The sequence below is a fragment of the Enterococcus dongliensis genome, from assembly GCF_031927985.1.
In the GTDB taxonomy this organism is placed as follows: domain Bacteria; phylum Bacillota; class Bacilli; order Lactobacillales; family Enterococcaceae; genus Enterococcus_A; species Enterococcus_A dongliensis.
Map to the genome: position 1 here is coordinate 96,113 of NZ_JARPZC010000006.1, position 26,091 is coordinate 122,203.

The 26,091-nt window shown below is 39.2% G+C and carries 22 protein-coding genes and 1 riboswitch; of the genes, 21 read left to right on the forward strand and 1 reads right to left on the reverse strand.

What is annotated here, in order from left to right; all coding sequences use genetic code 11:
* Window positions 1-118: 118 nt before the first annotated feature.
* The 3 genes from purE to purB all read left to right on the forward strand — a co-directional run bounded on the left by purE (window position 119) and on the right by purB (window position 3,150).
* Entirely contained in the window at window positions 119-607 is a 489-nt protein-coding gene (purE, locus tag P7D84_RS06520; RefSeq protein ID WP_137603342.1) for a 5-(carboxyamino)imidazole ribonucleotide mutase, read from the forward strand.
* The gene (gene purK, locus P7D84_RS06525; RefSeq protein WP_311805637.1) at window positions 600-1,721 is read left to right on the forward strand and encodes a 5-(carboxyamino)imidazole ribonucleotide synthase; all 1,122 of its coding nucleotides are present in this window, start codon (window positions 600-602) and stop codon (window positions 1,719-1,721) included. The genes purE and purK overlap by 8 nt, the downstream gene beginning before the upstream one ends.
* 133 nt (window positions 1,722-1,854) lie before the next feature.
* Entirely contained in the window at window positions 1,855-3,150 is a 1,296-nt protein-coding gene (gene purB, locus P7D84_RS06530) for an adenylosuccinate lyase (RefSeq protein ID WP_311805638.1), read from the forward strand.
* Between the two features lie 32 nt (window positions 3,151-3,182).
* Here the strand turns inward: purB and P7D84_RS06535 are convergent, their stop codons facing one another.
* The gene (locus P7D84_RS06535) at window positions 3,183-3,554 is read right to left on the reverse strand and encodes a hypothetical protein (protein ID WP_137603339.1); all 372 of its coding nucleotides are present in this window, start codon (window positions 3,552-3,554) and stop codon (window positions 3,183-3,185) included.
* A 255-nt stretch (window positions 3,555-3,809) separates the two neighbouring features.
* Between P7D84_RS06535 and purC the strand changes: the two genes are divergently transcribed.
* The 18 genes from purC to lpdA all read left to right on the forward strand — a co-directional run bounded on the left by purC (window position 3,810) and on the right by lpdA (window position 25,827).
* Window positions 3,810-4,526, forward strand: coding sequence for a phosphoribosylaminoimidazolesuccinocarboxamide synthase (gene purC, locus P7D84_RS06540; protein WP_311805640.1), 717 nt, complete (start codon window positions 3,810-3,812; stop codon window positions 4,524-4,526).
* Window positions 4,527-4,528: 2 nt separating this feature from the next.
* The gene (gene purS / locus P7D84_RS06545) at window positions 4,529-4,783 is read left to right on the forward strand and encodes a phosphoribosylformylglycinamidine synthase subunit PurS (protein WP_311805642.1); all 255 of its coding nucleotides are present in this window, start codon (window positions 4,529-4,531) and stop codon (window positions 4,781-4,783) included.
* A 1-nt stretch (window position 4,784) separates the two neighbouring features.
* Window positions 4,785-5,465 carry a phosphoribosylformylglycinamidine synthase subunit PurQ gene (gene purQ, locus P7D84_RS06550; protein WP_311805644.1) on the forward strand — a complete coding sequence of 227 codons (681 nt, stop codon included), beginning with the start codon at window positions 4,785-4,787 and terminating at the stop codon, window positions 5,463-5,465.
* A complete protein-coding gene (gene purL, locus P7D84_RS06555; protein ID WP_311805646.1) occupies window positions 5,465-7,684 on the forward strand; it encodes a phosphoribosylformylglycinamidine synthase subunit PurL in 2,220 nt (739 codons plus the stop codon). Before purQ ends, purL begins: the two co-directional genes overlap by 1 nt.
* Window positions 7,669-9,108 carry an amidophosphoribosyltransferase gene (gene purF / locus P7D84_RS06560; RefSeq protein ID WP_137603334.1) on the forward strand — a complete coding sequence of 480 codons (1,440 nt, stop codon included), beginning with the start codon at window positions 7,669-7,671 and terminating at the stop codon, window positions 9,106-9,108. The genes purL and purF overlap by 16 nt, the downstream gene beginning before the upstream one ends.
* Before the next feature lie 25 nt (window positions 9,109-9,133).
* Window positions 9,134-10,177 (forward strand): phosphoribosylformylglycinamidine cyclo-ligase, encoded by a 1,044-nt coding sequence (purM, locus tag P7D84_RS06565; protein WP_311805647.1) that lies wholly within the window; start codon window positions 9,134-9,136, stop codon window positions 10,175-10,177.
* The gene (gene purN / locus P7D84_RS06570) at window positions 10,174-10,740 is read left to right on the forward strand and encodes a phosphoribosylglycinamide formyltransferase (protein WP_311805648.1); all 567 of its coding nucleotides are present in this window, start codon (window positions 10,174-10,176) and stop codon (window positions 10,738-10,740) included. Before purM ends, purN begins: the two co-directional genes overlap by 4 nt.
* 75 nt (window positions 10,741-10,815) lie before the next feature.
* Window positions 10,816-12,348, forward strand: coding sequence for a bifunctional phosphoribosylaminoimidazolecarboxamide formyltransferase/IMP cyclohydrolase (purH, locus tag P7D84_RS06575; protein WP_311805650.1), 1,533 nt, complete (start codon window positions 10,816-10,818; stop codon window positions 12,346-12,348).
* Between the two features lie 15 nt (window positions 12,349-12,363).
* Window positions 12,364-13,611, forward strand: coding sequence for a phosphoribosylamine--glycine ligase (purD, locus tag P7D84_RS06580; RefSeq protein ID WP_311805652.1), 1,248 nt, complete (start codon window positions 12,364-12,366; stop codon window positions 13,609-13,611).
* A 209-nt stretch (window positions 13,612-13,820) separates the two neighbouring features.
* Window positions 13,821-14,246 carry a DUF3788 family protein gene (locus P7D84_RS06585; protein WP_311805653.1) on the forward strand — a complete coding sequence of 142 codons (426 nt, stop codon included), beginning with the start codon at window positions 13,821-13,823 and terminating at the stop codon, window positions 14,244-14,246.
* A 123-nt stretch (window positions 14,247-14,369) separates the two neighbouring features.
* On the forward strand, window positions 14,370-15,347 hold the full coding sequence (gene guaC / locus P7D84_RS06590; protein ID WP_311801101.1) for a GMP reductase: 978 nt from the start codon (window positions 14,370-14,372) through the stop codon (window positions 15,345-15,347).
* Window positions 15,348-15,453: 106 nt separating this feature from the next.
* Window positions 15,454-16,875 (forward strand): aminotransferase-like domain-containing protein, encoded by a 1,422-nt coding sequence (locus tag P7D84_RS06595; protein WP_311805655.1) that lies wholly within the window; start codon window positions 15,454-15,456, stop codon window positions 16,873-16,875.
* Window positions 16,876-17,616 carry a nitroreductase family protein gene (locus P7D84_RS06600; RefSeq protein WP_311805656.1) on the forward strand — a complete coding sequence of 247 codons (741 nt, stop codon included), beginning with the start codon at window positions 16,876-16,878 and terminating at the stop codon, window positions 17,614-17,616. It begins immediately after the preceding gene.
* 26 nt (window positions 17,617-17,642) lie between these two features.
* Window positions 17,643-17,807: riboswitch (M-box (ykoK) riboswitch) on the forward strand.
* A gap of 210 nt (window positions 17,808-18,017) precedes the next feature.
* Window positions 18,018-20,624, forward strand: a complete 2,607-nt coding sequence (mgtA, locus tag P7D84_RS06605) for a magnesium-translocating P-type ATPase (protein ID WP_311805660.1) — start codon at window positions 18,018-18,020, stop codon at window positions 20,622-20,624.
* Window positions 20,625-21,021: 397 nt separating this feature from the next.
* Window positions 21,022-22,131: a pyruvate dehydrogenase (acetyl-transferring) E1 component subunit alpha gene (pdhA, locus tag P7D84_RS06610; RefSeq protein WP_137603324.1), complete on the forward strand. Its 1,110-nt coding sequence runs from the start codon at window positions 21,022-21,024 to the stop codon at window positions 22,129-22,131.
* Window positions 22,132-22,133: 2 nt separating this feature from the next.
* Entirely contained in the window at window positions 22,134-23,111 is a 978-nt protein-coding gene (locus tag P7D84_RS06615; RefSeq protein WP_137603323.1) for an alpha-ketoacid dehydrogenase subunit beta, read from the forward strand.
* Window positions 23,112-23,132: 21 nt separating this feature from the next.
* Complete coding sequence (locus tag P7D84_RS06620) at window positions 23,133-24,413, forward strand: 2-oxo acid dehydrogenase subunit E2 (protein WP_311805657.1); 1,281 nt, start codon at window positions 23,133-23,135, stop codon at window positions 24,411-24,413.
* Window positions 24,414-24,420: 7 nt separating this feature from the next.
* Window positions 24,421-25,827, forward strand: a complete 1,407-nt coding sequence (lpdA, locus tag P7D84_RS06625) for a dihydrolipoyl dehydrogenase (RefSeq protein ID WP_311805659.1) — start codon at window positions 24,421-24,423, stop codon at window positions 25,825-25,827.
* The last annotated feature ends 264 nt before the right edge of the window (window positions 25,828-26,091 follow it).

The following is a 26,091-nucleotide window of genomic DNA, read 5'->3' on the forward strand; positions in this document are numbered from 1 at the left end:
CTTGTTTTGTAGGAATTGCTAGAATAAGTGTATGAATAGCTATTGGTTTTTGTCAATTTTTGGTATTGACCTTAAAGAGAAATTTTTAGAAAATTGATTTATGGAGAAGGAGTAGCGCATGAATTCAGAAGTTGCAGTTATTATGGGCAGTACCTCAGATTGGGAGACAATGAAGTATGCCTGTGATAGCCTTGAAGAGTTGGAAATTAAATATGAAAAACGAGTTATTTCTGCTCATCGGACGCCAGATTTAATGTTTGAATTTGCTGAAAAAGCACGTGAGCGAGGCATTAAAGTGATTATTGCTGGAGCTGGCGGAGCTGCTCATTTACCTGGAATGGTGGCAGCAAAAACAACATTACCAGTCATTGGTGTGCCAGTTCAATCAAAAGCTTTAAATGGTTTGGATTCTTTATTGTCTATTGTTCAGATGCCTGGTGGGATTCCTGTTGCTACCACGGCTATCGGAAAAGCAGGTGCAACGAATGCAGGACTACTTGCGGCGCAGATGCTTTCCATGTATGATAAAAAAGTAGCTGAGCGTTTAGAGAAAAAACGGCAGCACATGACAGAAACTGTATTGGAAAGTAGTGAGCGACTTGGTTAAATCGTTACAACCAGGCTCTACGATTGGTATCGTAGGCGGAGGACAATTAGGCCGCATGATGGCTATCAGCGCAAAGGAAATGGGATTTCGCACAGGAGTGATTGATCCAACGGAAGATTGTCCGGCTGCGCAAGTTTCAGATTGGCATATTGTTGCTGATTACGATGATCAAACGGCATTAGAAGAGATGGCCCGCAGATCACAGGTAATTACTTATGAGTTTGAAAATGTCGATGTCGATACAATCAATCATATTCAACATTTTGCAAACATTCCACAAGGGACGGATTTATTAGCGATTAGTCAGGATCGTTTGATGGAAAAATCTTTTTTAGAAAGTAACAATATTGTTATTGCACCTTATGCAACAATCATTAGTCCAACAGATATTCAAGATGCGATTGAAGGTATCGGTTATCCTTGTGTTTTGAAAACTACACGGGGCGGCTATGATGGACATGGTCAATATGTGTTGAAAAGCACGGCTGATTTAGCGCCATCGATGAATCTTTTACGCCAAGGAACATGTGTGTTAGAAGCATGGATTCCATTTGAAAAAGAATTGTCTGTGCAAGTAGCAGGCAATAGTGTCGGGGATTATGTGACTTTCCCAGTTGTAGAAAATATTCATCGCAACAATATTTTGCATGAGACAATTGTACCGGCAGGAATCGACCAAGCAGTTGCCAAAGAAGCTAGTCGAATCGCAAAAGTAATCGCTCAAGGTGTAGACCTAGTGGGTACACTTTGTGTGGAATTTTTCTTGACCAAAACAGGTGCGTTATATGTAAATGAGATTGCTCCTCGACCGCATAATTCGGGTCATTATACAATCGAAGCTTGTACAATGAGTCAGTTTGACGCGCATATCCGCGGGATTTGCGGTTGGCCTTTGAGTGAACCTAAATTATTATCGCAAGCAGTGATGGTCAATGTTTTAGGTGAAAATTTACTAAAGACCTATGAACTGATTGATTTGTGGCCAGATTGGCATTTTCATTATTATGGAAAAGCACAGCCGAAAAAGGGCCGCAAAATGGGACATATCACGATTTTGACAGAAAGTATCCAGCGCACATTAGATGACATTAAGAAAACAGAAACATGGGATTAGCAAGTAGTCTGCGTTTGTAATTTGTTGCGGCAAATTCAGCGAAACTATGAGTAAATATTTAGCGACTAGTCTAGGCATTTTTTTAATGATCTCATCATTAAAAGATTACCTACTAGTAAAAAAGGAGAATATAATGATACCTCGATATACAAGAGCTGAAATGGGAAATATTTGGAGCGATGAAAATCGTTATAAAGCCTGGTTAGAAGTGGAAATCTTAGCCGATGAAGCTTGGGCAGAATTAGGAGAGATTCCTAAAGCAGATGCAGAAAAAATTCGAGCGAGGGCTGGTTTTGATATTGCACGCATTTTAGAAATCGAGCAGTCAACCAAACACGACGTGGTCGCTTTTACACGTGCGGTATCTGAAACGTTAGGTGAAGAGCGCAAGTGGGTACATTATGGATTGACAAGTACGGATGTGGTAGACACTGCCTATGGTTATCTATATAAACAAGCCAATGATATTTTACGTCAAGATTTGCAGGAATTTTTAGCAATCATTGGTGAAAAAGCCAAAGAACATAAAAATACAGTGATGATGGGGCGGACGCATGGCGTTCATGCCGAACCGACGACTTTTGGTTTGAAATTAGCAACTTGGTATTCAGAAATGAAGCGCAATATCGAACGATTTGAACACGCAGCTAAAGGCGTAGAAGCAGGAAAAATCTCTGGAGCAGTTGGTACATTTGCGAACATTCCACCATTTGTTGAAGAATTCGTCTGCGAAAAACTAGGGATTCGACCACAAGAAGTTTCGACCCAAGTTTTACCTAGAGATTTGCATGCTGAATATTTTTCAAGTCTCGCTTTGATTGCAACATCGATCGAACGCTTTGCAACAGAGATTCGCGGACTGCAAAAATCTGAAACGCGTGAAGTAGAAGAGTTTTTTGCCAAGGGTCAAAAGGGTTCGTCCGCGATGCCTCATAAACGTAATCCAATCGGTTCTGAAAACATGACCGGGTTAGCACGTGTTGTGCGAGGGCATTTGATCACCGCCTTTGAAGATGTTGCTTTATGGCATGAACGCGATATTTCTCATTCATCTGCCGAACGAATCATTACACCAGATACAACAATCCTAGTTGATTACATGCTGCATCGTTTCGGAAACCTTGTTAAGAATCTGACAGTTTTTCCAGAAAATATGAAACGTAATATGCAAGCGACATTTGGTTTGATTTATAGCCAACGTGTCATGTTGAAATTAATTGATAAAGGAATGACTCGTGAAGAAGCCTATGACTTGGTACAGCCAAAAACAGCATATGCTTGGGATAATCAAACACAATTTCGTCCATTATTAGAAGCAGACGAAAAAATTACCAAAGTTTTATCTTCTGAAGATCTTGACGATGCTTTTGACTATAATTACCATTTGAAAAACGTAGATAAAATCTTTGAACGTGTTGGTATCAAATAAAAAAAATCTTGCCTGAGGGCAAGATTTTTTATTTACGCGTAAGAATAGACATCCATAAAGCAACTTTCGTGAAGTTGTTCTAGTAAACAATTGATCAAATGATAATCATATAGTTGAGAATTTAATAAAATTTCAATTCGGTAAGTATTTTTTAAAAACAGATAATCTTTTAATTGCCTAATAACCAAACGATCTTGTGTTTGATTGGAAAAATGTAGAGACTGCATCGCTTGAGAGCGTTTTGGGTGGAATAATTTCTTTAAATTACGACAAGAATAGAAGCTAGTATTTTGATTAAGGTTATGAGTAGTATCTAGCCCTAATAATGCATTTAATAAATGCTGTTTATCTAGTTCATTCATTGAAGCGAGAAAATTATGGGCTGCTGCAGATGCATCTAACATAAGTGAGTCCTCCATATCATTTATTCAAACTAAATATAGCATTATTTTTATCAGATGTAAACGCTATCTATTGAAATGAGTCTAATTAGTAGTGAGCTCAAACGCTAAAACACGAACTATATTATAGTTATATCATTAAAATATACGATAAAATATTGAAATACCTCTTTTTGATTGGTACACTGAAGATGAAAAATAAACGAATGATTTGTTGTAAAGTGTTTTATAATGTTCAGTAAAAAGGGGCGGAACATCGTGGAAAAAGGGAAGTTACTCTATGAGGGAAAAGCAAAACAATTGTTTGAAACGGATGATCCTGAAATTATTTGGGTCGAATACTTAAATCAAGCAACAGCTTTAAATGGAGCTAAAAAAGATCAAATTAATGGAAAAGGCGAACTTAATAATCGAATTACTGGGATAATCTTTGATTTTCTAAGAAAGAAAGGAATTAAGAATCATTTTATCAAACACCTGTCAGCTAAGGAACAACTGATTCAAAGTGTTGAAATCATCCCTTTGGAGGTAGTTGTTCGAAATGTTGCAGCCGGAAGTTTTTCTAAACGTCTGGCCGTTTCGGAAGGGACACCTTTGAAAGCACCAATCGTTGAATTTTATTATAAAAATGATGAATTAGATGATCCAATGGCCAATGAGGATCATATCCAGTTTTTGAAACTTGCAACGACGGATGAACTGATCCAATTACGACAAATGGCTCTAGCGGTTGATCAAGCCTTGGCTGGATTATTTGATTCAATCGATATCCAATTGATCGATTTTAAATTGGAATTTGGACGGCGAAAAGACGGTTCACTATTATTAGCAGACGAAATTTCTCCAGATACTTGCCGTTTGTGGGATAAAAAAACGAAAGAACACCTAGATAAAGACATCTATCGGCGTGATTTAGGAGATATTGTCCCAGTATATCAAGAAGTATTAAATCGATTAGAAAAGCGAGGAGAATAACAATGTATTTTGTAAAAGTTTATGTGACCTATAAAGATTCTGTGTTGGATCCACAAGGAGAAGCAGTAAAAGGTGCTGTTCATCGTTTAGGTTATGCTGAGATTGAAGATATTCGGATTGGAAAATATTTTGAAATCAAAGTTGCTAAAAGTGAACGACCAGTAGAAGAAATGATTGAAGAAGTTTGTGACAAATTATTAGCCAATGTAAATATGGAAACCTATCGTTACGAGATTTTAACAGCGGAGGAAATCTAACATGAAATTTGCAGTCATTGTATTTCCAGGATCCAATTGTGATCTGGATATGTATTGGGCGATCAAAGAGATAATGGGTGCTGAATGTGAATATGTTCGCTATGATGCAAACAATCTGGAAGGCTTTGATGGTGTGCTGCTTCCTGGCGGCTTTTCTTATGGAGATTATCTGCGGTGTGGTGCTATCGCTCGTTTTGCAAATATCATGTCTGAAGTCGTTCGTTTTGCCGAAGAAGGAAAACCAGTCTTTGGAACGTGTAATGGATTTCAGATTTTGACTGAGGCCGGTCTATTGCCGGGAGCTTTGCGACGCAATGATTCATTAAAATTCATCAGCAAGATTACACCGTTAAAAGTTAGCAATAATCAAACAAAATTTACTTCTGAATATGAAAACGAGGAGATCATTCAAATTCCAGTGGCTCATGGTGAAGGGAATTATTATTGCGATGAAGAGACATTAGCAGAATTAAAAGCAAATAATCAAATCGTCTTCACTTATGAAGGGGAAAATATCAACGGAAGCGTAGAAAATATTGCGGGGATCACGAACAAAGCAGGAAATGTGTTAGGAATGATGCCGCATCCTGAACGAGCAATGGAAAAACTGTTGGGTTCAGATGATGGCAAGAAATTCTTTGCTGCTATTTTAAAGAATTTTGGAAAGGTGACGGCAAACTAATGATGAAAATAGAACCAACCGCTCAAGAGATCAAAGACCAGCGCATTTATGCTGAATGGGGATTGACGGATGAAGAGTACCGTTTGATTTCAGACGATATTTTAGGTCGTCTGCCAAACTATACTGAAACGGGACTTTTTTCAGTCATGTGGAGTGAACATTGTTCGTATAAAAATTCTAAACCTGTTTTACAAAAATTTCCAACAACTGGTCCACAGGTTTTACAAGGCCCCGGTGAAGGTGCGGGAATCGTTGATATCGGTGATGGTCAAGCAGTTGTTTTTAAAGCAGAGAGTCATAATCATCCATCAGCGGTGGAACCTTATGAAGGAGCAGCAACTGGAGTCGGCGGTATTATCCGAGATATCTTTAGTATGGGTGCGCGACCGATTGCTATTTTAGATTCATTGCGTTTTGGTGAATTGGATACAGCTCGTACCAAATACTTACTAGAAGAGATTGTTGCCGGAATCAGTGGTTATGGTAATTGTATCGGAATCCCTACAGTTGGCGGCGAAGTTGCTTTTGATTCTTGTTATGAAGGCAATCCTTTAGTCAATGCGATGTGTGTCGGTTTGATAGAACATAAAGATATCCAAAAAGGTCAAGCCAAAGGTGTTGGAAATTCCATTATGTATGTGGGAGCGAAAACAGGACGCGATGGCATCCACGGTGCGACTTTTGCCTCTGAAGAATTTGTTGAAGGAGAAGAGCAACAGCGTTCAGCCGTTCAAGTCGGCGATCCATTTATGGAAAAATTATTGTTAGAAGCTTGTTTGGAATTGATCTTGGAACATTCGGATATTTTAGTTGGAATCCAAGATATGGGAGCTGCAGGGTTGGTCTCATCAAGTGCTGAAATGGCCTCAAAAGCAGGTTCTGGTTTGAAATTGTATTTAGATGATGTTCCGCAACGTGAAACCAATATGACACCTTACGAAATGATGTTATCGGAATCTCAAGAACGTATGCTGATCTGTGTAAAACAAGGACATGAAGATGAAGTTGTTGAATTATTCAAACGGTATGAATTAGATGCTGTGACGATTGGTGAAGTAACAGATGATGGCATGTATCGTCTGTATCATCAAGAAAAAGAAGTTGCGAACTTGCCAGTAGATGCATTGGCAGAAGATGCTCCTGTTTATCAAAATGAAAAACAAGAACCTGCTCGGATCCAAGCGTTTGCTAAAATGGCTGATTTCAAACCTGAAATAAAGGATGCTTCTGAAACATTATTGTCCTTGCTGCAACAACCAACAATTGCTTCTAAAAAAATGATCTATGAAACATATGATTCGCAAGTTCGTACCAATACTGTTGTTCATCCAGGAAGCGATGCGGCGGTTTTACGGGTGCGTGGAACGACTAAAGCGTTAGCGATGACTACAGATTGTAATGCGCGTTATCTGTATTTAAATCCTGAAATTGGTGGGCAAATTGCTGTTGCTGAAGCAGCTCGCAATATTGTTGCTTCTGGCGGCCAACCTTTAGCAATCACAGATTGTTTGAACTATGGCTCGCCAGAAAAACCTGAATGCTTCTGGGAGTTATGGACATCTGCCGATGGTATTTCAAAAGCCTGTCGCACATTGAACACACCGGTTATTTCCGGAAATGTCTCGATGTACAACGAAACAAATGGCAAAGCGATTTATCCAACGCCGGTAATTGGAATGGTTGGTCTCATTGAAGATTTAACACATATAACTACACAAGAATTTAAACAGGCTGGCGATTTGATTTATGTTGTCGGAAAAACAAACGCGGATTTCAATGGCACTGAGATTCAAAAAATGCAAAAAGGACTGATTGAAGGAACGTTGATGGATTTTGATTTAACGATTGAAAAAGACCATCAAGATCTCGTTCTTTCAGCCATTAAAGCGGGCCTGATTGAAAGTGCTCATGATTGCGCAGAAGGTGGACTAGCGGTAGCTATTGCGGAATCTGCCTTTGTTAATCTTTTAGGGGTCGAAGTAGCTGTTGAGATGCCCGTTGAGAATCTATTTGCAGAGACGCAATCTCGCTTTGTTCTATCGATAAAACCAGAAAATCAAGCAGCATTTGAAACTTTAGCACAAGAAAAAGCACTAAAAATCGGCAAAGTTACAGATAGTGGCAAACTTAGACTGACAGCTGCTGATGGAATGATTGAAGTAGTTGTGAAACAGGCAAAAGAATTATGGGAGGAAGCCATTCCGTGTCTAATGAAGTAAAAAGTTTAAATGAAGAATGTGGCGTTTTTGGCATCTGGGGACATCCAGATGCTGCGCGCGTCACTTATTTTGGTTTACACAGTTTACAACATCGTGGACAAGAAGGGGCAGGGATCGTCAGTAACGATCATGGTAAATTGATGAATACGCGCGGTTTAGGATTGTTGTCTGAAGTTTTCAAAGATGAACGCCATTTAGAACAATTAACTGGACAAGCAGCGATCGGTCACGTCCGTTATGCGACTGCAGGCACAGGTAGCGTGGATAACATCCAACCTTTTCTCTTTAATTTTTACGATGGCGATTTTGCATTGGCTCATAATGGCAATCTAACCAACGCAAAAAGTTTACGCAAGGAATTAGAAAAAAATGGAGCAATCTTTCACTCGAATTCTGATACAGAAATCTTGATGCACTTGATTCGACGTAGTCAAAAAGAACAACTATGTGAACGGATGAAAGAAGCATTGAATACCGTAAAAGGCGGCTTCGCTTACCTGATGCTGACAGAAAATTCAATGGTCGCAGCACTTGATCCCAATGGTTTTCGACCATTGTCGATTGGTCAAATGGTCAATGGTGCCTATGTCGTTGCTTCTGAAACATGTGCACTAGAAGTTGTCGGGGCGACATTTATCCAAGATGTTAATCCAGGAGAGATAATAACTATTACTGACGACGGGCTAGCTGTTGAACAATTTACAGAAAACACACAGCCTGCGATCTGTTCGATGGAATATATCTATTTTGCACGACCCGATTCGAATATTGCAGGAGTAAATGTCCATAGTGCACGAAAAAATATGGGACGGATCTTAGCGCAAGAAGCGGGCATTGAAGCAGATATGGTTGTTGGTGTACCTAACTCTTCACTATCGGCAGCTAGTGGATATGCTGAAGAATCCTGCATTCCCTATGAGATGGGTTTAGTAAAAAATCAATATGTAGCTAGAACATTTATCCAACCAACACAAGAATTACGAGAACAAGGTGTTCGAATGAAACTTTCGGCAGTCCGAGGTGTTGTAGAAGGCAAACGTGTCATTATGGTGGATGATTCAATCGTTCGTGGTACGACGAGTCGTCGGATCGTCAATCTTTTGAAAGAAGCTGGTGCAAAAGAGGTCCATGTTCGAATCGCTTCGCCGCCACTTCGTTACCCGTGTTTTTATGGTATCGATATCCAAACGCGTAAAGAATTGATTGCAGCAAATCACTCTATCGAAGAGATCCGTGAAGTTATCGGCGCAGATTCATTAGCATTTTTAAGTGAAAATGGGTTGATCGATGCGATTGGATTGGATTTTGATGCTCCTTATTCAGGTCTATGCATGGCGTATTTCAATGGCGACTATCCAACACCGTTATATGATTACGAAGCCTATTATCAAGCAACTTTAAAAGAAAAAATTTCATTTTTTTAAACTTATCGAAAAGGGAGAGAATCAAGTGGGAAATGCATACTCCAAAGCAGGCGTTGATGTAAAAGCAGGTTACGAAGTTGTGGAACGTATCAAAAAACACGTGAAAAAAACTGAACGTTTAGGCGTAATGGGCGGAATTGGCGGCTTCGGCGGCTGTTTTGATTTGAGTCAATTTAAATTAAATGAACCTGTGTTAGTATCTGGAACAGATGGTGTTGGAACTAAATTGATGGTTGCGATCCAAGCAGATAAACATGATACAATCGGAATCGATTGTGTTGCGATGTGTGTGAATGATATCGTCGCTCAAGGGGCAGAGCCTTTGTATTTTTTAGATTATATCGCGACTGGTAAAAATATTCCCGAACGATTAGAACAAGTAGTAGCAGGCGTTGCAGAAGGGTGTGTTCAAGCAGGTGCTGCATTAATTGGCGGTGAGACTGCAGAAATGCCAGGGATGTATGGGACAGATGACTACGATCTAGCCGGATTTGCAGTTGGGATTGCTGAAAAAAGTCAGATGATCACAGGGGAGAAAATCAAGCCTGGGGATCTGTTAATCGGGTTACCTTCATCGGGAATCCATTCCAATGGGTATTCGCTTGTGCGAAAGATTTTTTTTGAAATGCATGATTTTACAATGGATGAACAATTACCTGAACTAGCAGAAAAATTAAGCGACGAGCTGTTGAAACCAACAAAAATCTATGTGGATGCAGTGTTGCCGTTAGTAAAAAAAGGCTGGCTCAATGGAATCGCCCATGTGACTGGCGGTGGGTTTGTTGAAAATATTCCTCGGATGTTGTCAGATGAGTTAGCTTGCGAGATTGAGGTTGGCTCATGGCCAATCTTACCAATCTTTAAAGCGTTAGCAACCTATGGCGAGATACCTGAAAAAGAAATGTATGAAATATTTAATATGGGAATCGGCATGGTATTAGCAATCTCTCCTGAAAGACTCGCTGATTTACAAGCTGACTTAAACAAAAGAGCTATCGCTTCTTTTGTTATTGGCCAAGTGATTGAAAAAGAGGGCTCATCAATTATTTTCAAAGAGGAAAAAGCATGAGAATAGCGATTCTAGCCTCAGGAAATGGTTCGAATTTTGAAGCAATCGCTCAAGCAGTTAAAGAAAAAAAGATTGCCGCTGAGATCGTGTTATTATTTTCCGACCATCGCGATGCCTATGTGTTGAAACGAGGAGAAAAATTTGCAATTTCTTGTGAAAGTTTCGAGTTAAAAGAGTTTCCCAACAAAAAAAAGTATGAAACAGCATTACTAGAGTTGCTAAATCAGTACCGAGTAGATCTAGTAGTATTGGCCGGTTACATGCGGATTATCGGTAAGGAGCTGCTTGCGGCTTATCCAAAACGAATAATCAATATCCATCCCGCATTATTACCTGATTTTCCCGGTTTACATGGAATTAAAGACGCCTATGAAGCAGGTGTAAGTGAAACAGGAATTACGATCCATTACGTCGATAGCGGAGTGGATACTGGTCCAATCATTGCACAAAAAAAAATCTCAATAGAAAAAAGCGATCATTTAGCTGATTTAGAGACAAAGATTCACCAACTGGAACATCAGCTTTATCCAGAAATTCTTGCAAAGATTGTCAATGAGCAGTAAGTAGCAGAAATCTAAGTTGAATTTTGTTGAAGAATAGCAAACGAAATTATACTGACAGACATAAGGAGAGCCATAATGACAAGAGCATTGATCAGTGTCTCAGATAAAACTGGGATTGTTGAATTTACAAAAGGATTGGTTCAAGCAGGGATTGAAATTATCTCGACTGGCGGGACTAAAAATATTTTAGATAAAGCAGGCATCCCGACTTTAAGTATTGACGAAGTGACAGATTTTCCAGAAATGATGGATGGGCGAGTAAAGACATTGCATCCTAAAATACACGGAGGATTACTGGCGCGCCGCGATTTAAGAAGTCATCTGGATGCCATGGCGGAACATGATATCCAACCAATCGATTTTGTATGTGTGAATTTATATCCATTTAAAGAAACGATCACAAAACCTGAAGTGACCGAAGAAGAAGCGATTGAAAATATTGACATCGGCGGACCAAGTATGCTGCGCTCTGCTGCTAAAAATTTTTCTTCAGTAACAGTTGTCGTTGATCCAAAAGACTATGCACTTGTGTTAGCAGAAATAAAAAATAACCATGCGACCTCTTTAGCGACTCGTAAACGTTTAGCGGCAAAAGTTTTCCGTCACACAGCTGCTTATGATGCCTTGATCGCAGAGTATTTCACTCGAAGTGTGGCAGAAACCAATCCGGAAAAGCTGAATTTAACGTATGATTTGAAACAAACTTTGCGTTATGGAGAAAACAGCCACCAGACCGCAGCCTTTTACCAAAATGCTTTACCGGTTTCTTATTCAATTGCAAGTGCGCAACAATTACATGGAAAAGAGTTATCTTATAATAATATCAAAGATGCCGATGCGGCGATTCGAATCATTAGAGAATTTACTGCGCCAACAGTAGTTGCTTTAAAACATATGAATCCGTGTGGTATCGGCAGTGGTACAACGATTCTGGAAGCCTATCAGTTTGCTTATGAAGCTGATCCCACCTCGATTTTTGGCGGAATCATAGTAGCGAATCGTGAAATTGATCTTGCTACAGCAGAAGAACTGCATAAACTATTTTTAGAAATCATTATCGCGCCAAGTTTTAGTAAGGAAGCTTTTGATATGCTCTCCAGTAAGAAAAACTTACGGTTAATGACGTTAGACTTTAGCAAACAAGAAAGTGAACAATCAGAAGTAGTCGCCGTTTTAGGGGGATTATTAGTCCAAGATCAAGACATCGTTGAAGAGGTACCTGAAGAGTGGGAAGTGGCGACTAAGCGCCAACCAACTGCGAGTGAATTGAAAGCTTTAGCATTTGCATGGAAAGCCGTTAAGCATGTGAAGTCAAATGCGATCGTTGTTGCTAATGAACAGCAAACAGTCGGTATCGGTGCTGGACAAATGAATCGAGTGGGTTCGGTCAAACTTGCTTTAGAAGCAGCGAAAGGCCGAATGGCTGGAGCTGTTTTAGCTAGTGATGCATATTTTCCGATGGATGACAGCGTTGAATATGCGGCACAACATGGGATTAAAGCCATCGTTCAGCCAGGAGGCAGTATTCGGGACAAAGATTCGATTGCTATGGCAGATCAATATGGTATAGCAATGGTATTCACTGGTGTTCGTCATTTCAGACATTAATTCAAGGAGGACTTCATGAAGCTATTAATTATTGGAAGCGGCGGTCGCGAACATGCTATTGCGAAAAAACTATTGGAGAGCCCTAAAGTTTCCACTGTTTTTTGTGCTCGGGGAAATGTGGGGATGAAAAAAGATGGGATTTCTTTGGTAGATATCCCTGAGAATAATCATCAAGCGCTGATTTCTTTTGCTCAAGAAAAGGATATTGATTGGACATTTGTGGGACCAGAAATACCATTACTTGATGGGATTGTTGATGCTTTTCAAGCAGCAGGATTAAAAATTTTTGGGCCGACTAAAGCAGCTGCAATCATTGAAGGGTCAAAAGAATTTGCGAAAAAACTTATGAAAGATAACGCAATCCCTACAGCTGATTATGCAGTATTTACTGATTATCAAGCCGCATGTGCGTACGTAGAAGAAAAAGGTGTGCCGATTGTGATTAAAGCAGACGGGTTAGCTGCTGGTAAAGGTGTGACCGTTGCTTTAACTTTAGCAGATGCAGTCCAAGCGCTGACTGAAATGATGACTGATCATCGGTTTGGTAAAAGTGGTGAGAAAGTTGTAATAGAAGAATTTTTAAGCGGTGAAGAATTTTCATTGCTGGCTTTTGTAAAAAACGAAAAAGTTTATCCGATGGTGATTGCTCAAGACCATAAACGTGCCTATGACAATGATCAAGGTCCAAATACTGGTGGAATGGGCGCCTACTCACCAGTGCCGCAAATCCCGGCAGAAATGATTGACCGAGCGGTAGAAAAGATTCTAAAACCGGCTGCAACTGGAATGGTGAAAAACGGGACGCCATTTAACGGAGTTTTATATGCAGGCCTGATTGCAACTGAGGATGGTCCGAAAGTAATTGAATTTAATGCACGTTTTGGAGATCCTGAAACGCAAGTCGTTTTACCGCGATTGACAAGTGATCTGGCTCAAATAATAGAGGATCTATTAACCGATCATGAGCCTGAACTGACTTGGAACGATCAAGCATCAGTCGGTGTAGTATTGGCAGCAAACGGGTATCCTGATGACTATCAAACAGGAATGGAAGTGCCTGATTTTGCTGATCAAGCGGAAATTTATTATGCAGGAGTGACTGAGAAAAACGGAACGTTGCAATCTTCTGGCGGTCGCGTTCTATTAGTAGGGGCTCAAGCAGCGACTATTGAATCAGCTCAAAAAAAAGTGTACCAAATATTAGAGAACATTGATACAACAGATTATTTTTATCGTCAGGATATTGGTGAGAAAGCTCAATAATATTAAAAAACGGCTGTTGAGCCGTTTTTTTGTGGTCATTTTAAAAGAAGATTTAAAAAATGACAGGCTTAATTAAAAGTGTTAGACTAAATGTGAAGGAAACATTAGAGGTAGATGTGCTTGTAAAGAAAAAATAATTTGATTACTATAGTCAAGCGCGAAGTGTATTTGTCAAAATTGTTTAAAGTATAGTGAAAGAGGAGAGAACTATGGAAAAGAAAGGGTCCAAAGTTGATGAAGAGCATGAATTGCAGATGATTTTATCAGAACTGCCCAATTCCCAATATTTAAAAATTTTATTGGCTCAAATCATGCGACATTATGATCCCAAAATCAAGTATATTTTTCAAAAACAAACAGGGTGGCAGTTAGCGATTGAACAATATAATGGTTTGCTTTGTCGTATCAAGATCCATAAAGAGTATTTTTCTGTTGTGATACCATTTCCGGATTTTGGTATTCAATATCTCACGCCAATGGTGCAGGTGATGTCAAATGAATTCAAAGAAAAATTTGAAGATGTGTCAAAAAATACACGACAGATTGAAATGAAAGTGACAAGTGAAGAAGAAATGGAAGATGTTATCTTTTTAGTTAGTCTGCAAGCGAAAAAGTTAAGGAAATTAGTTGTTTAAAAATTAATGTTCGTGTTTTTTGCTAAAAAAATTAAAACATGCTTGCTTTTTAGTTGAATATATTGTAAATTACATAGGGCGATAACGCTCTATGTTTTTTTATCTTATTCACTGGAGGCCATTATGAAAGTATTTGATTATGAAGATATTCAGTTGATTCCCAATAAATGTATTGTAAATAGTCGATCAGAATGTGATACGACCGTCCAATTAGGAAAGTTTAGTTTTAAGATGCCAGTAGTGCCAGCTAATATGCAGACGATTATTGATGAGAAGATTGCAGAATTTTTGGCAGAGAATGGTTACTTTTATATTATGCATCGTTTTTATGAGGAAGAACGGATTCCTTTCATAAAGAAAATGCAGGCTCGTGGTTTAGTTACCTCAATCAGTGTAGGGGTAAAAGGGTATGAATACGACTTTGTGAAACAATTGGCTGAGGAGAAATTAAATCCTGATTTTATCACGATTGATATCGCCCATGGTCATTCAGAAGCAGTTATCCAAATGATCGAACATATCAAAGAATATTTACCAGAAACGTTCGTCATTGCTGGAAATGTTGGCACTCCGGAGGCTGTACGTGAATTAGAAAACGCTGGAGCAGACGCAACTAAGGTCGGAATTGGACCGGGGAAAGTTTGTATTACAAAGATCAAAACAGGTTTTGGAACAGGAGGCTGGCAGTTAGCAGCCTTGAGCTGGTGTGCAAAAGCAGCTCGTAAACCTATTATCGCCGATGGCGGTATTCGTACTCATGGTGATATCGCAAAGTCTATTCGTTTTGGTGCAACAATGGTCATGATTGGTTCATTATTTGCCGGACATGAAGAATCACCAGGTGAAACAAAAGTAGAAGATGGCGTGGTTTTCAAAGAGTATTTTGGCAGCGCCTCTGAATTTCAAAAAGGTGAAAAGAAAAACGTTGAAGGAAAGAAAATCTGGATTCCTTATAAAGGTTCTTTAAAAGATACATTAGTTGAGATGCAGCAAGATTTGCAGTCGTCGATTTCTTACGCTGGCGGAAAAGATCTAGAAGCCTTGCAAAAAGTAGATTACGTAATCGTTAAAAACTCGATTTTTAATGGTGATACGATTTAGAGCGATTATTATCGCTCTTTTTTTATATCTAACAATCAGTCGCTTATTGACAGAAAACTATAATTGGAGTAGCGTTGAATCATCCAATGTTGAATGAGGGAAGTTTATGTGGCACCTATCTGAAGAAAAAAAAACACCGATTTATCAGCAAATTATTGAGCAAATCATCGGCTATATTCAAGATGGTACGTTAAAACCAGGTGATAGATTGCCAGCTGAGCGGAAATTAGCGACTTATTATCAAGTTAATCGTTCCACTGTTGTCCATGCCTTAGATGAACTAGTCAGTCTCGGCTGGATCTTGCGGCGACAAGGCAGCGGAACGATTGTCAACGAAGGCAATTGGGGGAGAAGTACAGCGCCGCGAGTTGACTGGCGCCGTCTATTTACGCAAGAATTACATCCTAATGAGCCGTTTTTAGAAAAAGTCCAAGAGTTATTAAATGATCCCGCTGCGATCGATCTATTTTCTGGAGAGTTGCCGTTAGGATTGATTCCGGATTTTCGTTTTCCTTCATATACATGGGAGGAATTATTACTAGAAGAAAAAAAACAGAGTCCTTTGGGGTATCGGCCGCTGCAGCAAGTGATTTGTCAGCGAGTCAAGTCAGAACAAAAGATTGATATTTCATCGAATCAAGTGTTAATCACGTCTGGGGCGCAACAAGCGATGTTTTTATTATTGCAAGTGATGCTGCAAAGTGGAGACAGTGTTGCAATCGAAGATCCTTCATTTTTATATTCGTTGCCGATTTTTGCCAGTGCGGGAGTGAAACTTTATGGCGTCGAAATGGATCAAGAAGGTATGCGAATTGATAAATTAGAACAGCTGATTTTGACTAAAAAAATCAGATTGATTATTCTGAATCCGACTTTTCAAAATCCGACCGGAACGACTATGTCTAAACGACGTCGAAATGAATTGATTGAATTGAGTCGGAAATATCAATTACCAATCGTAGAAGATGAAGTTTTTAGTGAATTGACCTTTAACAAGGTGCCTCCTTCGTTAAAAGAACTTGCCCCGCATCAGGTGATTCATCTAGGTTCACTTTCAAAGATTTTCGGTTCGTCCATCAAAATTGGCTGGATCGTCGCTGATCAAGATTTGATTCAACGTTTATCTGAAGCCAAACAAATGATGGATTTTTCAATCAGTATTTTTCCGCAAGTAATCGCACATACCGCATTAACTGATCCGCAATTTGAAAAAAATCAAGCAGACTTAGTTACAGCTTTGAATGAGCGCGCACAAGCTTTTTTAGAAGAATCATCTGTGATTGCAAAAGACTGGGATATTTCAAAGATTGATGGGGGGATTTATGTCTATTTGACCTGGCGTCATCAGCACTTAACTCGTAAGGATTGGGAAATTTTTTCCCGAGAAAAAGTAGTGATCGCGCCTTCTTTTCTTTTCAGCAATGATACGATGGCCATGCGGGTAAATTACACTCGAATGACTGCGCACATGCGGCAGCAATTTTTTTTAAAGTTACAAAAGATCTCAAAGGAATTAAGGAGGAAGTAAATGGAAGCATTAGAAGTGATGAAACAGCATCGAACTTATCGGGAGTTTGATGAGACTTATCAATTGACTGAGGAAGAACTACAGACGATTTTACAGGCTAGCCGTCAGGCGCCGAGTTGGATGAATGGTCAAATGTATAGCATTATTGTGATAAAAGATCGGACTATCCGTGAGCAGCTGGTTGCTCTGAATCCCAGAAATCCTCATATGCTACATAGCTCAGTTTTCTTAATATTTGTAGCTGATCTAAAGCGAACACAAAAAGTTGCCGAACATTATGAAGCAGAGTATCCAATCGCTGAAGGGCTTGATCCGTTGATTACTGCTGTTACGGATACTGCTTTGGCTTTAGAAAATGCTGTAATCGCCACAGAAGCTTTAGGTTTGGGCTCGGTTGTCGTTGGAAGTATTCGGAAAAATCTTTCAGAAATCGGAGAACTGTTAAATCTGCCTGATTATGTTTTCCCAATCGCTGGGTTGAGTATCGGCAAACCAACAGTAGAGATGCGAGTTAAACCACGTTTGCCAGAACAAGCCGTGGTTCACTATGATACGTATCAAGACTATGATTATTCATTGATTGAAGAATATGATGCAACGATGGAAAAATTTGCTGAGGCACGTGAGACAAAACGTTGGAGCAAAAAGTTCGCAGATTATTTTGGAAGTACGCCAAATAAACAAGTCGATGAGTTTCTGAAAAAAACAAATTTTTTCAATTTTAAGTTTGACAGTCAATGATAAGTAATTTATAGTTAGAAGGTAAATTAAATAGTTGTTAGGTGAGGCTCCTATATGGACACAGGCTACTGCCCAAAAATGTCGAGAGACGCCAATGGGTAGAACAGGAATCATCGTGAAGGTGATTCATAACGTAGCTGACAATTCTGTCTACGCCCTATAGTGCTAAAGCTCGACGATGGACATGATTGAACCTTTTCGCACGTGCTCATTATCGAGTACGTGCTTTTTTTGTGGAAATTATTAAGGGACAATAGTGGGATAAAAAGGACTTTAGAAAAACCTAATAACTTTTAATAAGCGAAAGGATGTGAGGAAGATGGATCATGACGATAGTCGACCCAAAAGTAAAAACAACAGGGCGACTCTGGTGGCCTTGAACAATAGGAGGAACCATTATGATGAACAGAAAGAACCTTCTTGCTCGCAAGATAAATAAAGACCAAGAACTTAAAAAATTAGCGATCCTATCTGATCGTGATCTTTTTTTAAATTTACGAACTTCGTTGCAAGGATTATCTGAAGAAGATGCACAAAGTCGTTTAGAAGAATACGGTCCAAACGAAGTGACTGCACAAAAACCGACACCAGCACTCTTGCTGCTTTTACAGGCATTTAATGATCCATTTGTTTATGTTTTAGCGTTGTTAGCAGTCGTTTCATTAGTTACAAATGATCTAGAAGCGGCAGCTGTCATGACGATTATGATCTTGGCAAGTGTACTGATTACTTTTATTCAAGAATATCGCTCGCAAAAAGCAAGTATCGAATTAAAAGAAATGATTGAAAATACTGCAGCCATTACTCGCAATGGCGAAACAAAAGAAATTCCGATGGATGAAGTGGTGCCTGGTGATATCTTGACATTAGCAACTGGCGATATGATTCCTGCTGATGCTGTTTTGATCTGGACCAAGGATCTATTTGTGAATCAGTCTTCACTGACGGGAGAATCTATGCCTGTTGAAAAATTTTTAGCAAATGAAAAAGAAGTAGCCGATGATTTGACTGCGTTAGATTTGACAAATTTAGTTTTCATGGGAACGGATGTATTGAGTGGGCAAGGAAAAGCAATCATTTTAAAAACCGGCCAACAAACTTTTTTTGGAGACATTGCGAAAAATGCAACGACAAAACGCGGGAAAACAACATTTGATTTAGGGTTGGCAAAAGTCAGTAAATTGTTGCTTCAAATGGTTATGGTGCTATTTCCGTTAGTCTTTCTAATCAATGGGCTGACAAAAGGGGATTGGAGCAGCGCGTTCTTCTTTGCGATTGCAGTAGCAGTTGGCTTGACGCCAGAAATGTTGCCGATGATTGTGAGTTCTAATTTAGCAAAAGGAGCATTGACTCTTTCGAAGCATAAAGTAATCGTAAAAGAGCTGGCATCTATTCAGAATTTAGGCAGTATGGATGTGCTTTGTACCGATAAAACGGGAACAATTACGGAAGACCGGGTCGTTTTGGTTCAACATCTCGACCCATTAGGAAATGAAAATGATCAAGTACTTGATCTGGCTTTTATGAATTCTACGTATCAAACTGGTTGGAAAAACTTGATGGACATAGCAGTAATCAATTATTTTGAAGCACAAGAACGGCATCTGCCTTATCAAACCGTGCAAAAGATTGATGAGATCCCCTTTGATTTTTCTCGCCGTCGTTTAACAGTGGTCATGAAAGCTGATGAGCATCAATTAATGATCACAAAAGGTGCTGTCGAAGAAATGGCAGCTGTCTGCAAATATGTTGAAATTAATGGCGAGACGTTAGAATTGACCTCTGAGATTCGTCAACAATTACAGCTAGTCAATGAAAAAATGAATCGTCAAGGAATGCGTGTGATTACTGTGGCTGTTCGGCGTGATGCCCATGATGAAGCAATCTATTCTACAGATGATGAAAAAGATATGGTTCTGATTGGATTCATGGGATTTTTAGATCCAGCTAAAGCATCAGCCAAACCTGCGATCCAATCACTTCATCAACATGGAGTTGTAGTGAAAGTTTTGACTGGCGACAATGCGATTGTTGCACAAAAGGTCTGTCAAGATGTGGGTATCCCTGCAAAAAATTATTTACTGGGCAATCAAATCGATGAAATGTCAGATGAAGAATTGTATCAAGCAGCTGAGACGATCAATTTATTTGCAAAATTAAATCCAATGCAAAAGTCTCGAATCATTGAATCCTTACAAAGCAAAGGTCATACGGTGGGATTTATGGGAGATGGCATCAATGATGCACCAGCGTTAAGAAAAGCCGATGTCGGTATCTCGGTGGATACTGCTGCTGATATCACTAAAGATGCAAGCTCGATTATTTTATTAGAAAAAAGTTTAGCTGTTTTAGAAAGCGGTGTGATTGAAGGCCGTCGAGTATTTAGCAATATGATGAAATACATCAAGATCACGATCAGCTCTAATTTTGGCAATGTATTCTCAATCTTAGTTGCCAGCGCCTTTTTACCATTTTTACCAATGTTATCGATTCAATTATTATTGCAAAATCTGATTTATGATATCGCGCAGTTGACGATTCCTTGGGATAATGTTGACGAAGAAGAATTGCGCGTACCGACAAAATGGGAAACAAAAGGTCTGTTGAAATTTACATTATGCATCGGACCAATCAGTTCAATTTTTGATATCATTACTTTCTTAGTGATGTGGTTCACTTTTGGAGCAAATACGCTCGCTTCACAAAATTTATTCCAAACTGGTTGGTTTATGATTGGTTTGACGACACAAGCATTAGTAGTCTTGATGGTTCGGACAAAGAAGGTTCCGTTTATTCAAAGCCGACCAGCACCACAAGTTTTTGCTAGTTTGTTGTTGGCAGTAGCGACTGGTATTTTAGTAATTTTGACCCCAATTGCAGACCAATTTGATTTTGTTCACCTGCCAAACAGCTACTGGTTATGGTATGTCGCAATTGTCATTGGATACATGATAGCAACTCAATTAGGGAAAATGATCTATATCAAAATTGCAAAAGAATGGATCTGAACTATAACAGAATGGTCTATGTTACTATTCTGTTTCTTTTTTTTTGTAAAAAAAGAATATAATTTTTTTTGAACCCAAAGAATGAATTGTCATTTTTTGAAAAAGGTTCTTATATAGATTGCTAATAAAAGCAGAGCCTACTCTCGTTTTTTCTGATAGGTCAACTCACTAAGCAGATAAATAAAAAATTCTCAGCTTTGTAAAAGTATGAAAAAATATTCACAAGAATAAAAAATAAAACGCTCTAATTTGTTCAAAAAAAATGAGCAAGTTGGTTGTCATTCGTCGATAAAAATGCTAATTTAGAGAGGAAGGACGAATAGCAATGATACAGATTGAATTGCTGTTGTACTGATAGCACGATTGAATTTACTTAAAGAGAGGAAAGTGTGACACGATGGCAGAAAAAAAGTTAACGATTGATTTTGAAGCCTTACTAAAAGATATAAACGCGGATTTCCCCGTTTATCAAGCACTGGATGAAGATGGAAAAGTAGTAAATAAAAATCTGATTCCTGATTTATCAGATGAGGAGCTTGTTGAATTGATGACCTCAATGGTTTGGTCACGCGTATTAGACCAACGTTCAACAGCATTGAACCGTCAAGGACGTTTAGGCTTTTTTGCACCGACAGCCGGACAAGAAGCAAGTCAATTAGCAAGTCATTTTGCATTTGAAAAAGAAGACGTTTTATTACCGGGCTACCGCGATGTTCCTCAATTAATTAAACATGGTTTGCCACTAGCAGAAGCATTCTTATGGTCACGCGGACATGTTGCTGGAAATAATTATGCTGCTGATTTACAAGCGTTGCCACCTCAAATCATCATTGGTGCACAATATGTTCAAGCTGCTGGTGTAGCTCTAGCATTGAAAAAACGCAACAGTAAAAATGTTGTCTTTACTTATACTGGTGATGGTGGTTCATCACAAGGGGATTTCTATGAAGCCATTAACTTTGCTGGTTCTTATCATGCAAACGCTGTATTTTATATCCAAAATAATGGTTTTGCTATCTCAACACCACGTGAAAAACAATCAGCTGCAAAAACATTGGCTCAAAAATCAGTAGCTGCTGGAATTCCTGGTATTCAAGTTGACGGGATGGACCCATTAGCCGTGTATTATGTTTCTAAAAAAGCACGCGAATGGGCAGCTAACGGCAATGGTCCTGTGTTGATTGAAACATTGACTTACCGTTATGGTCCACATACATTATCAGGTGACGATCCAACACGTTATCGTACCAAAGAATTAGATAACGAATGGACTAAAAAAGATCCATTGGTTCGTTTCCGTAAATATTTAACAGAAAAAGGTCTATGGTCAGAAGAAAAAGAAGAACAAGTAATCGAAGCAACGAAAGAAGAAATCAAACAAGCGGTAACAGATGCCGATCGAGTACCAAAACAAAAAGTTTCTGATTTCTTGAAAAATATGTATGAAGTTCAACCTCAAAACATCAAAGAACAAATTGAATTCTATGAAGCGAAGGAGTCGAAATAATCATGGCACAAAAAACAATGATCCAAGCAATTACAGATGCCTTAGCTCTGATGCTTGAAAAAGATAAAGAAGTTCTAATTTTTGGTGAAGACGTTGGTAAAAATGGCGGGGTCTTCCGTGCCACTGAAGGTCTTCAAGACAAATTTGGTGAAGATCAAGTGTTTGATACACCATTAGCTGAATCTGGTATTGCAGGTCTTGCTTTTGGTTTAGCTCTGCAAGGCTTCCGTCCAGTTCCTGAAATTCAATTCTTTGGTTTTGTATTTGAAGCAATGGATGAGATTGTTGGACAAATGGCTCGTACACGTTACCGTATGGGAAATACGCGGAATATGCCAATCACTATTCGTGCACCATTTGGTGGCGGCGTCCATACTCCAGAACTTCACTCAGATAATTTAGAAGGATTGATGGCACAATCACCAGGCTTACGCGTTGTTATTCCATCAAATCCTTACGATGCTAAAGGATTGTTGATTGCTTCTATTCGAAACAATGATCCAGTTGTATTCTTAGAACATATGAAATTATATCGTTCATTCCGTGAAGAAGTACCAGAAGGAATTTATGAAGTACCTTTGGATAAAGCCGCTGTAACTAAAGAAGGTTCTGATGTATCAATCATCACTTACGGTGCTATGGTTCGCGAAGCAATCAAAGCAGCGGATAACTTAGCAAAAGAAAATATCAATGCAGAAATCATCGACTTACGGACAGTAGCACCACTTGATGTTGAGACAATCATCAAATCAGTTGAGAAGACCGGTCGGGTTGTTGTCGTTCAAGAAGCACAAAAACAAGCAGGCGTTTCTGCACAAGTCATCTCAGAGATTTCTGAACGGGCAATTTTATCTTTAGAAGCACCAATTGGACGAGTTTCTGCTCCAGATACGATTTTCCCATTCGGACAAGCGGAAGGTATTTGGTTGCCAAATGCAGCAGATATTGAAGCAAAAGTAAAAGAAATCGTGGAATTTTAATTTAGAAGGAGCGAAAAAAATATGGCTTACCAATTTAAATTACCGGACATCGGTGAAGGAATTGCAGAAGGTGAGATCGTCAAATGGTTCGTTAAGGCCGGCGATACAATCAATGAAGATGATACTTTATTAGAAGTACAAAATGATAAATCAGTAGAAGAAATCCCTTCTCCAGTAACAGGGACAGTTAAAAAAATCGTGGTTAATGAAGGAACAGTTGCCAATGTCGGTGACGTGTTGGTCGAGATTGACGCACCTGGACATAACAATGCTAGTGCTGCAACTGAGTCAAGTACTCCTGCAGAAGAACCAAAAGCAGCAGCTAAAGAAGCATCGACTGTTGTTGAAGCAAGTGATCCAAACAAACGTATTTTGGCTATGCCATCAGTTCGTCAGTATGCCCGCGAAAAAGACGTGGATATTACCCAAGTAACAGCTACTGGCAAAGGCGGCCGCATTGTAAAAGAAGATATTGATTCTTTCGTTTCTGGTGGACAAACAGCTCCAGCACAAGCTCAAAAAACTGAAACAACGAGTGCGGCTAGTGCACCAACTAAAGCTGAAAAACCAGCTCAACCTTTCACTTCTACTATGGGTGAGATGGAAACACGCGAAAAATTAACTCCAACGCGTAAAGCAATTGCTAAAGCAATGGTCAATAGCAAGCATACTGCTCCGCATGTTACTTTGCATGATGAAGTAGAAGTATCTAAACTATGGGATCACCGTAAGAAATTCAAACAAGTGGCTTTGGATAACGGAACGAAATTGACTTTCTTGCCGTATGTCGTAAAAGCTTTAACAGCAACAGTCAAAAAATTCCCTGTCTTGAATGCCTCAATCGATGACGCAGCTCAAGAAATCGTTTATAAAAATTACTACAATATTGGTATCGCAACAGATACTGATCATGGATTGTATGTACCAAATGTGAAAAATGCAGATACAAAAGGGATGTTCAAAATTGCTGATGAAATCAATGAGAAAGCAGCTTTGGCTCATGATGGAAAATTGGCAGCAGAGGATATGCGTAATGGTACTGTTACAATCTCAAATATTGGTTCTGTTGGTGGGGGATGGTTCACTCCAGTAATCAACTACCCAGAAGTTGCTATCTTAGGTGTAGGTACGATTGCCCAACAACCAATCGTAAATGCAGAAGGAGAAATAGCGGTTGGCCGTGTAATGAAACTTTCATTAAGCTTCGACCATCGCATCGTTGATGGCGCGACAGCGCAAAAAGCCATGAACAATATCAAACGTTTATTGGCTGACCCAGAATTGTTATTAATGGAAGGATGATAAAAACATGGTAGTTGGAGATTTTGCCATTGAATTAGATACAGTTGTAATTGGTTCCGGACCTGGTGGATATGTAGCCGCCATCCGCGCTGCGGAAATGGGACAAAAAGTAGCGATTATTGAACGTGAATACATCGGCGGCGTTTGTTTAAACGTCGGCTGTGTTCCTTCAAAAGCATTGATTTCTGCTGGACATCACTATCAAGAATCACTTGATTCTTCAGTATTTGGTGTGCACAGTGAAAATGTTACTTTAGACTTTTCTAAGACCCAAGAATGGAAAGAAAAAAGTGTCGTTAATAAATTAACATCAGGAGTAAAATTCCTGTTGAAAAAACATAAAGTGGAAATTATTGAAGGCGAAGCATTCTTCGTTGATGATAAAACATTGCGTGTGATTCATCCGGATTCTGCTCAAACCTATTCTTTCAATAATGCAATCGTAGCAACTGGATCTCGACCAATTGAAATTCCAGGATTTAAATTTGGTGGTCGTGTATTAGATTCTACTGGCGGTTTAGCATTAAAAGAAGTTCCTGAAAAATTTGTAATTATCGGTGGCGGCGTAATCGGAGCAGAATTAGGCGGCGCATATGCGAACCTAGGTGCTAGTGTAACGATCCTTGAAGGCTCACCACAAATCTTGCCAACTTATGAAAAAGACATGGTTCAAGTTGTTGAGAAAGATTTCAAACAAAAAGGAATCAAAGTGGTTACTTCTGCGATGGCGCGTGAAGCAGTTGATAATGGAGATAGCGTAACAGTTCGTTATGAAGTAGATGGAAAAGAAGAAACAATCGATGCAGACTACGTCATGGTAACAGTTGGTCGTCGTCCTAATACAAATGACATGGGCTTAGAACAAGCCGGTGTTGAAATGACTGACCGCGGATTGATTCCAGTCGACAAACAAGGCCGGACAAATGTACCAAGTATCTATGCAATCGGAGATATCGTTCCGGGCGCTGCTTTGGCACATAAAGCTAGCTATGAAGCAAAAATCGCTGCTGAAGCAATTTCTGGTAAAAAAGTAGCCGTTGATTACAAAGCAATGCCTGCTGTTGCTTTTACTGATCCTGAATTGGCTTCTGTCGGTATGACAATTAAAGAAGCAAAAGAAGCAGGATTAGAAGCAAAAGCCTTCAAATTCCCATTCTCTGGAAATGGCCGCGCATTGTCGTTAGGTAAATCTGAAGGATTCCTTCGTTTGGTAACAACCGTTGATGACAATGTAGTTATCGGTGCACAAATCGCTGGTGTAGGGGCAAGTGACATGGTTTCTGAACTTGCTTTAGCGATTGAATCCGGCATGAATGCAGAAGATATTGCATTGACAATCCATCCACACCCATCATTAGGTGAAATCGTGATGGATACAGCTGAATTAGCATTAGGTCTGCCAATTCATATTTAACGAAGTCAAAAGCACTAAGACTTTAAGTCTTAGTGCTTTTTTGTGTTTACTAAAATCAATCTAAATGATTGAAAAAATTTTCATGATACCATTAAAAGCAATGTAGTTATTGTTTAGATTGTGCAAAGATTAATTATTTTAGCGCAAGTCTCGAACATTTTTGTATTTTGATTGAATGGTGATAGATCGCCGATTGTAAAATTAAGCTAGACAACTAAAAAAGCCATTTGTGCTACACTCAAAATAGTTCTGACCAAAGAATTA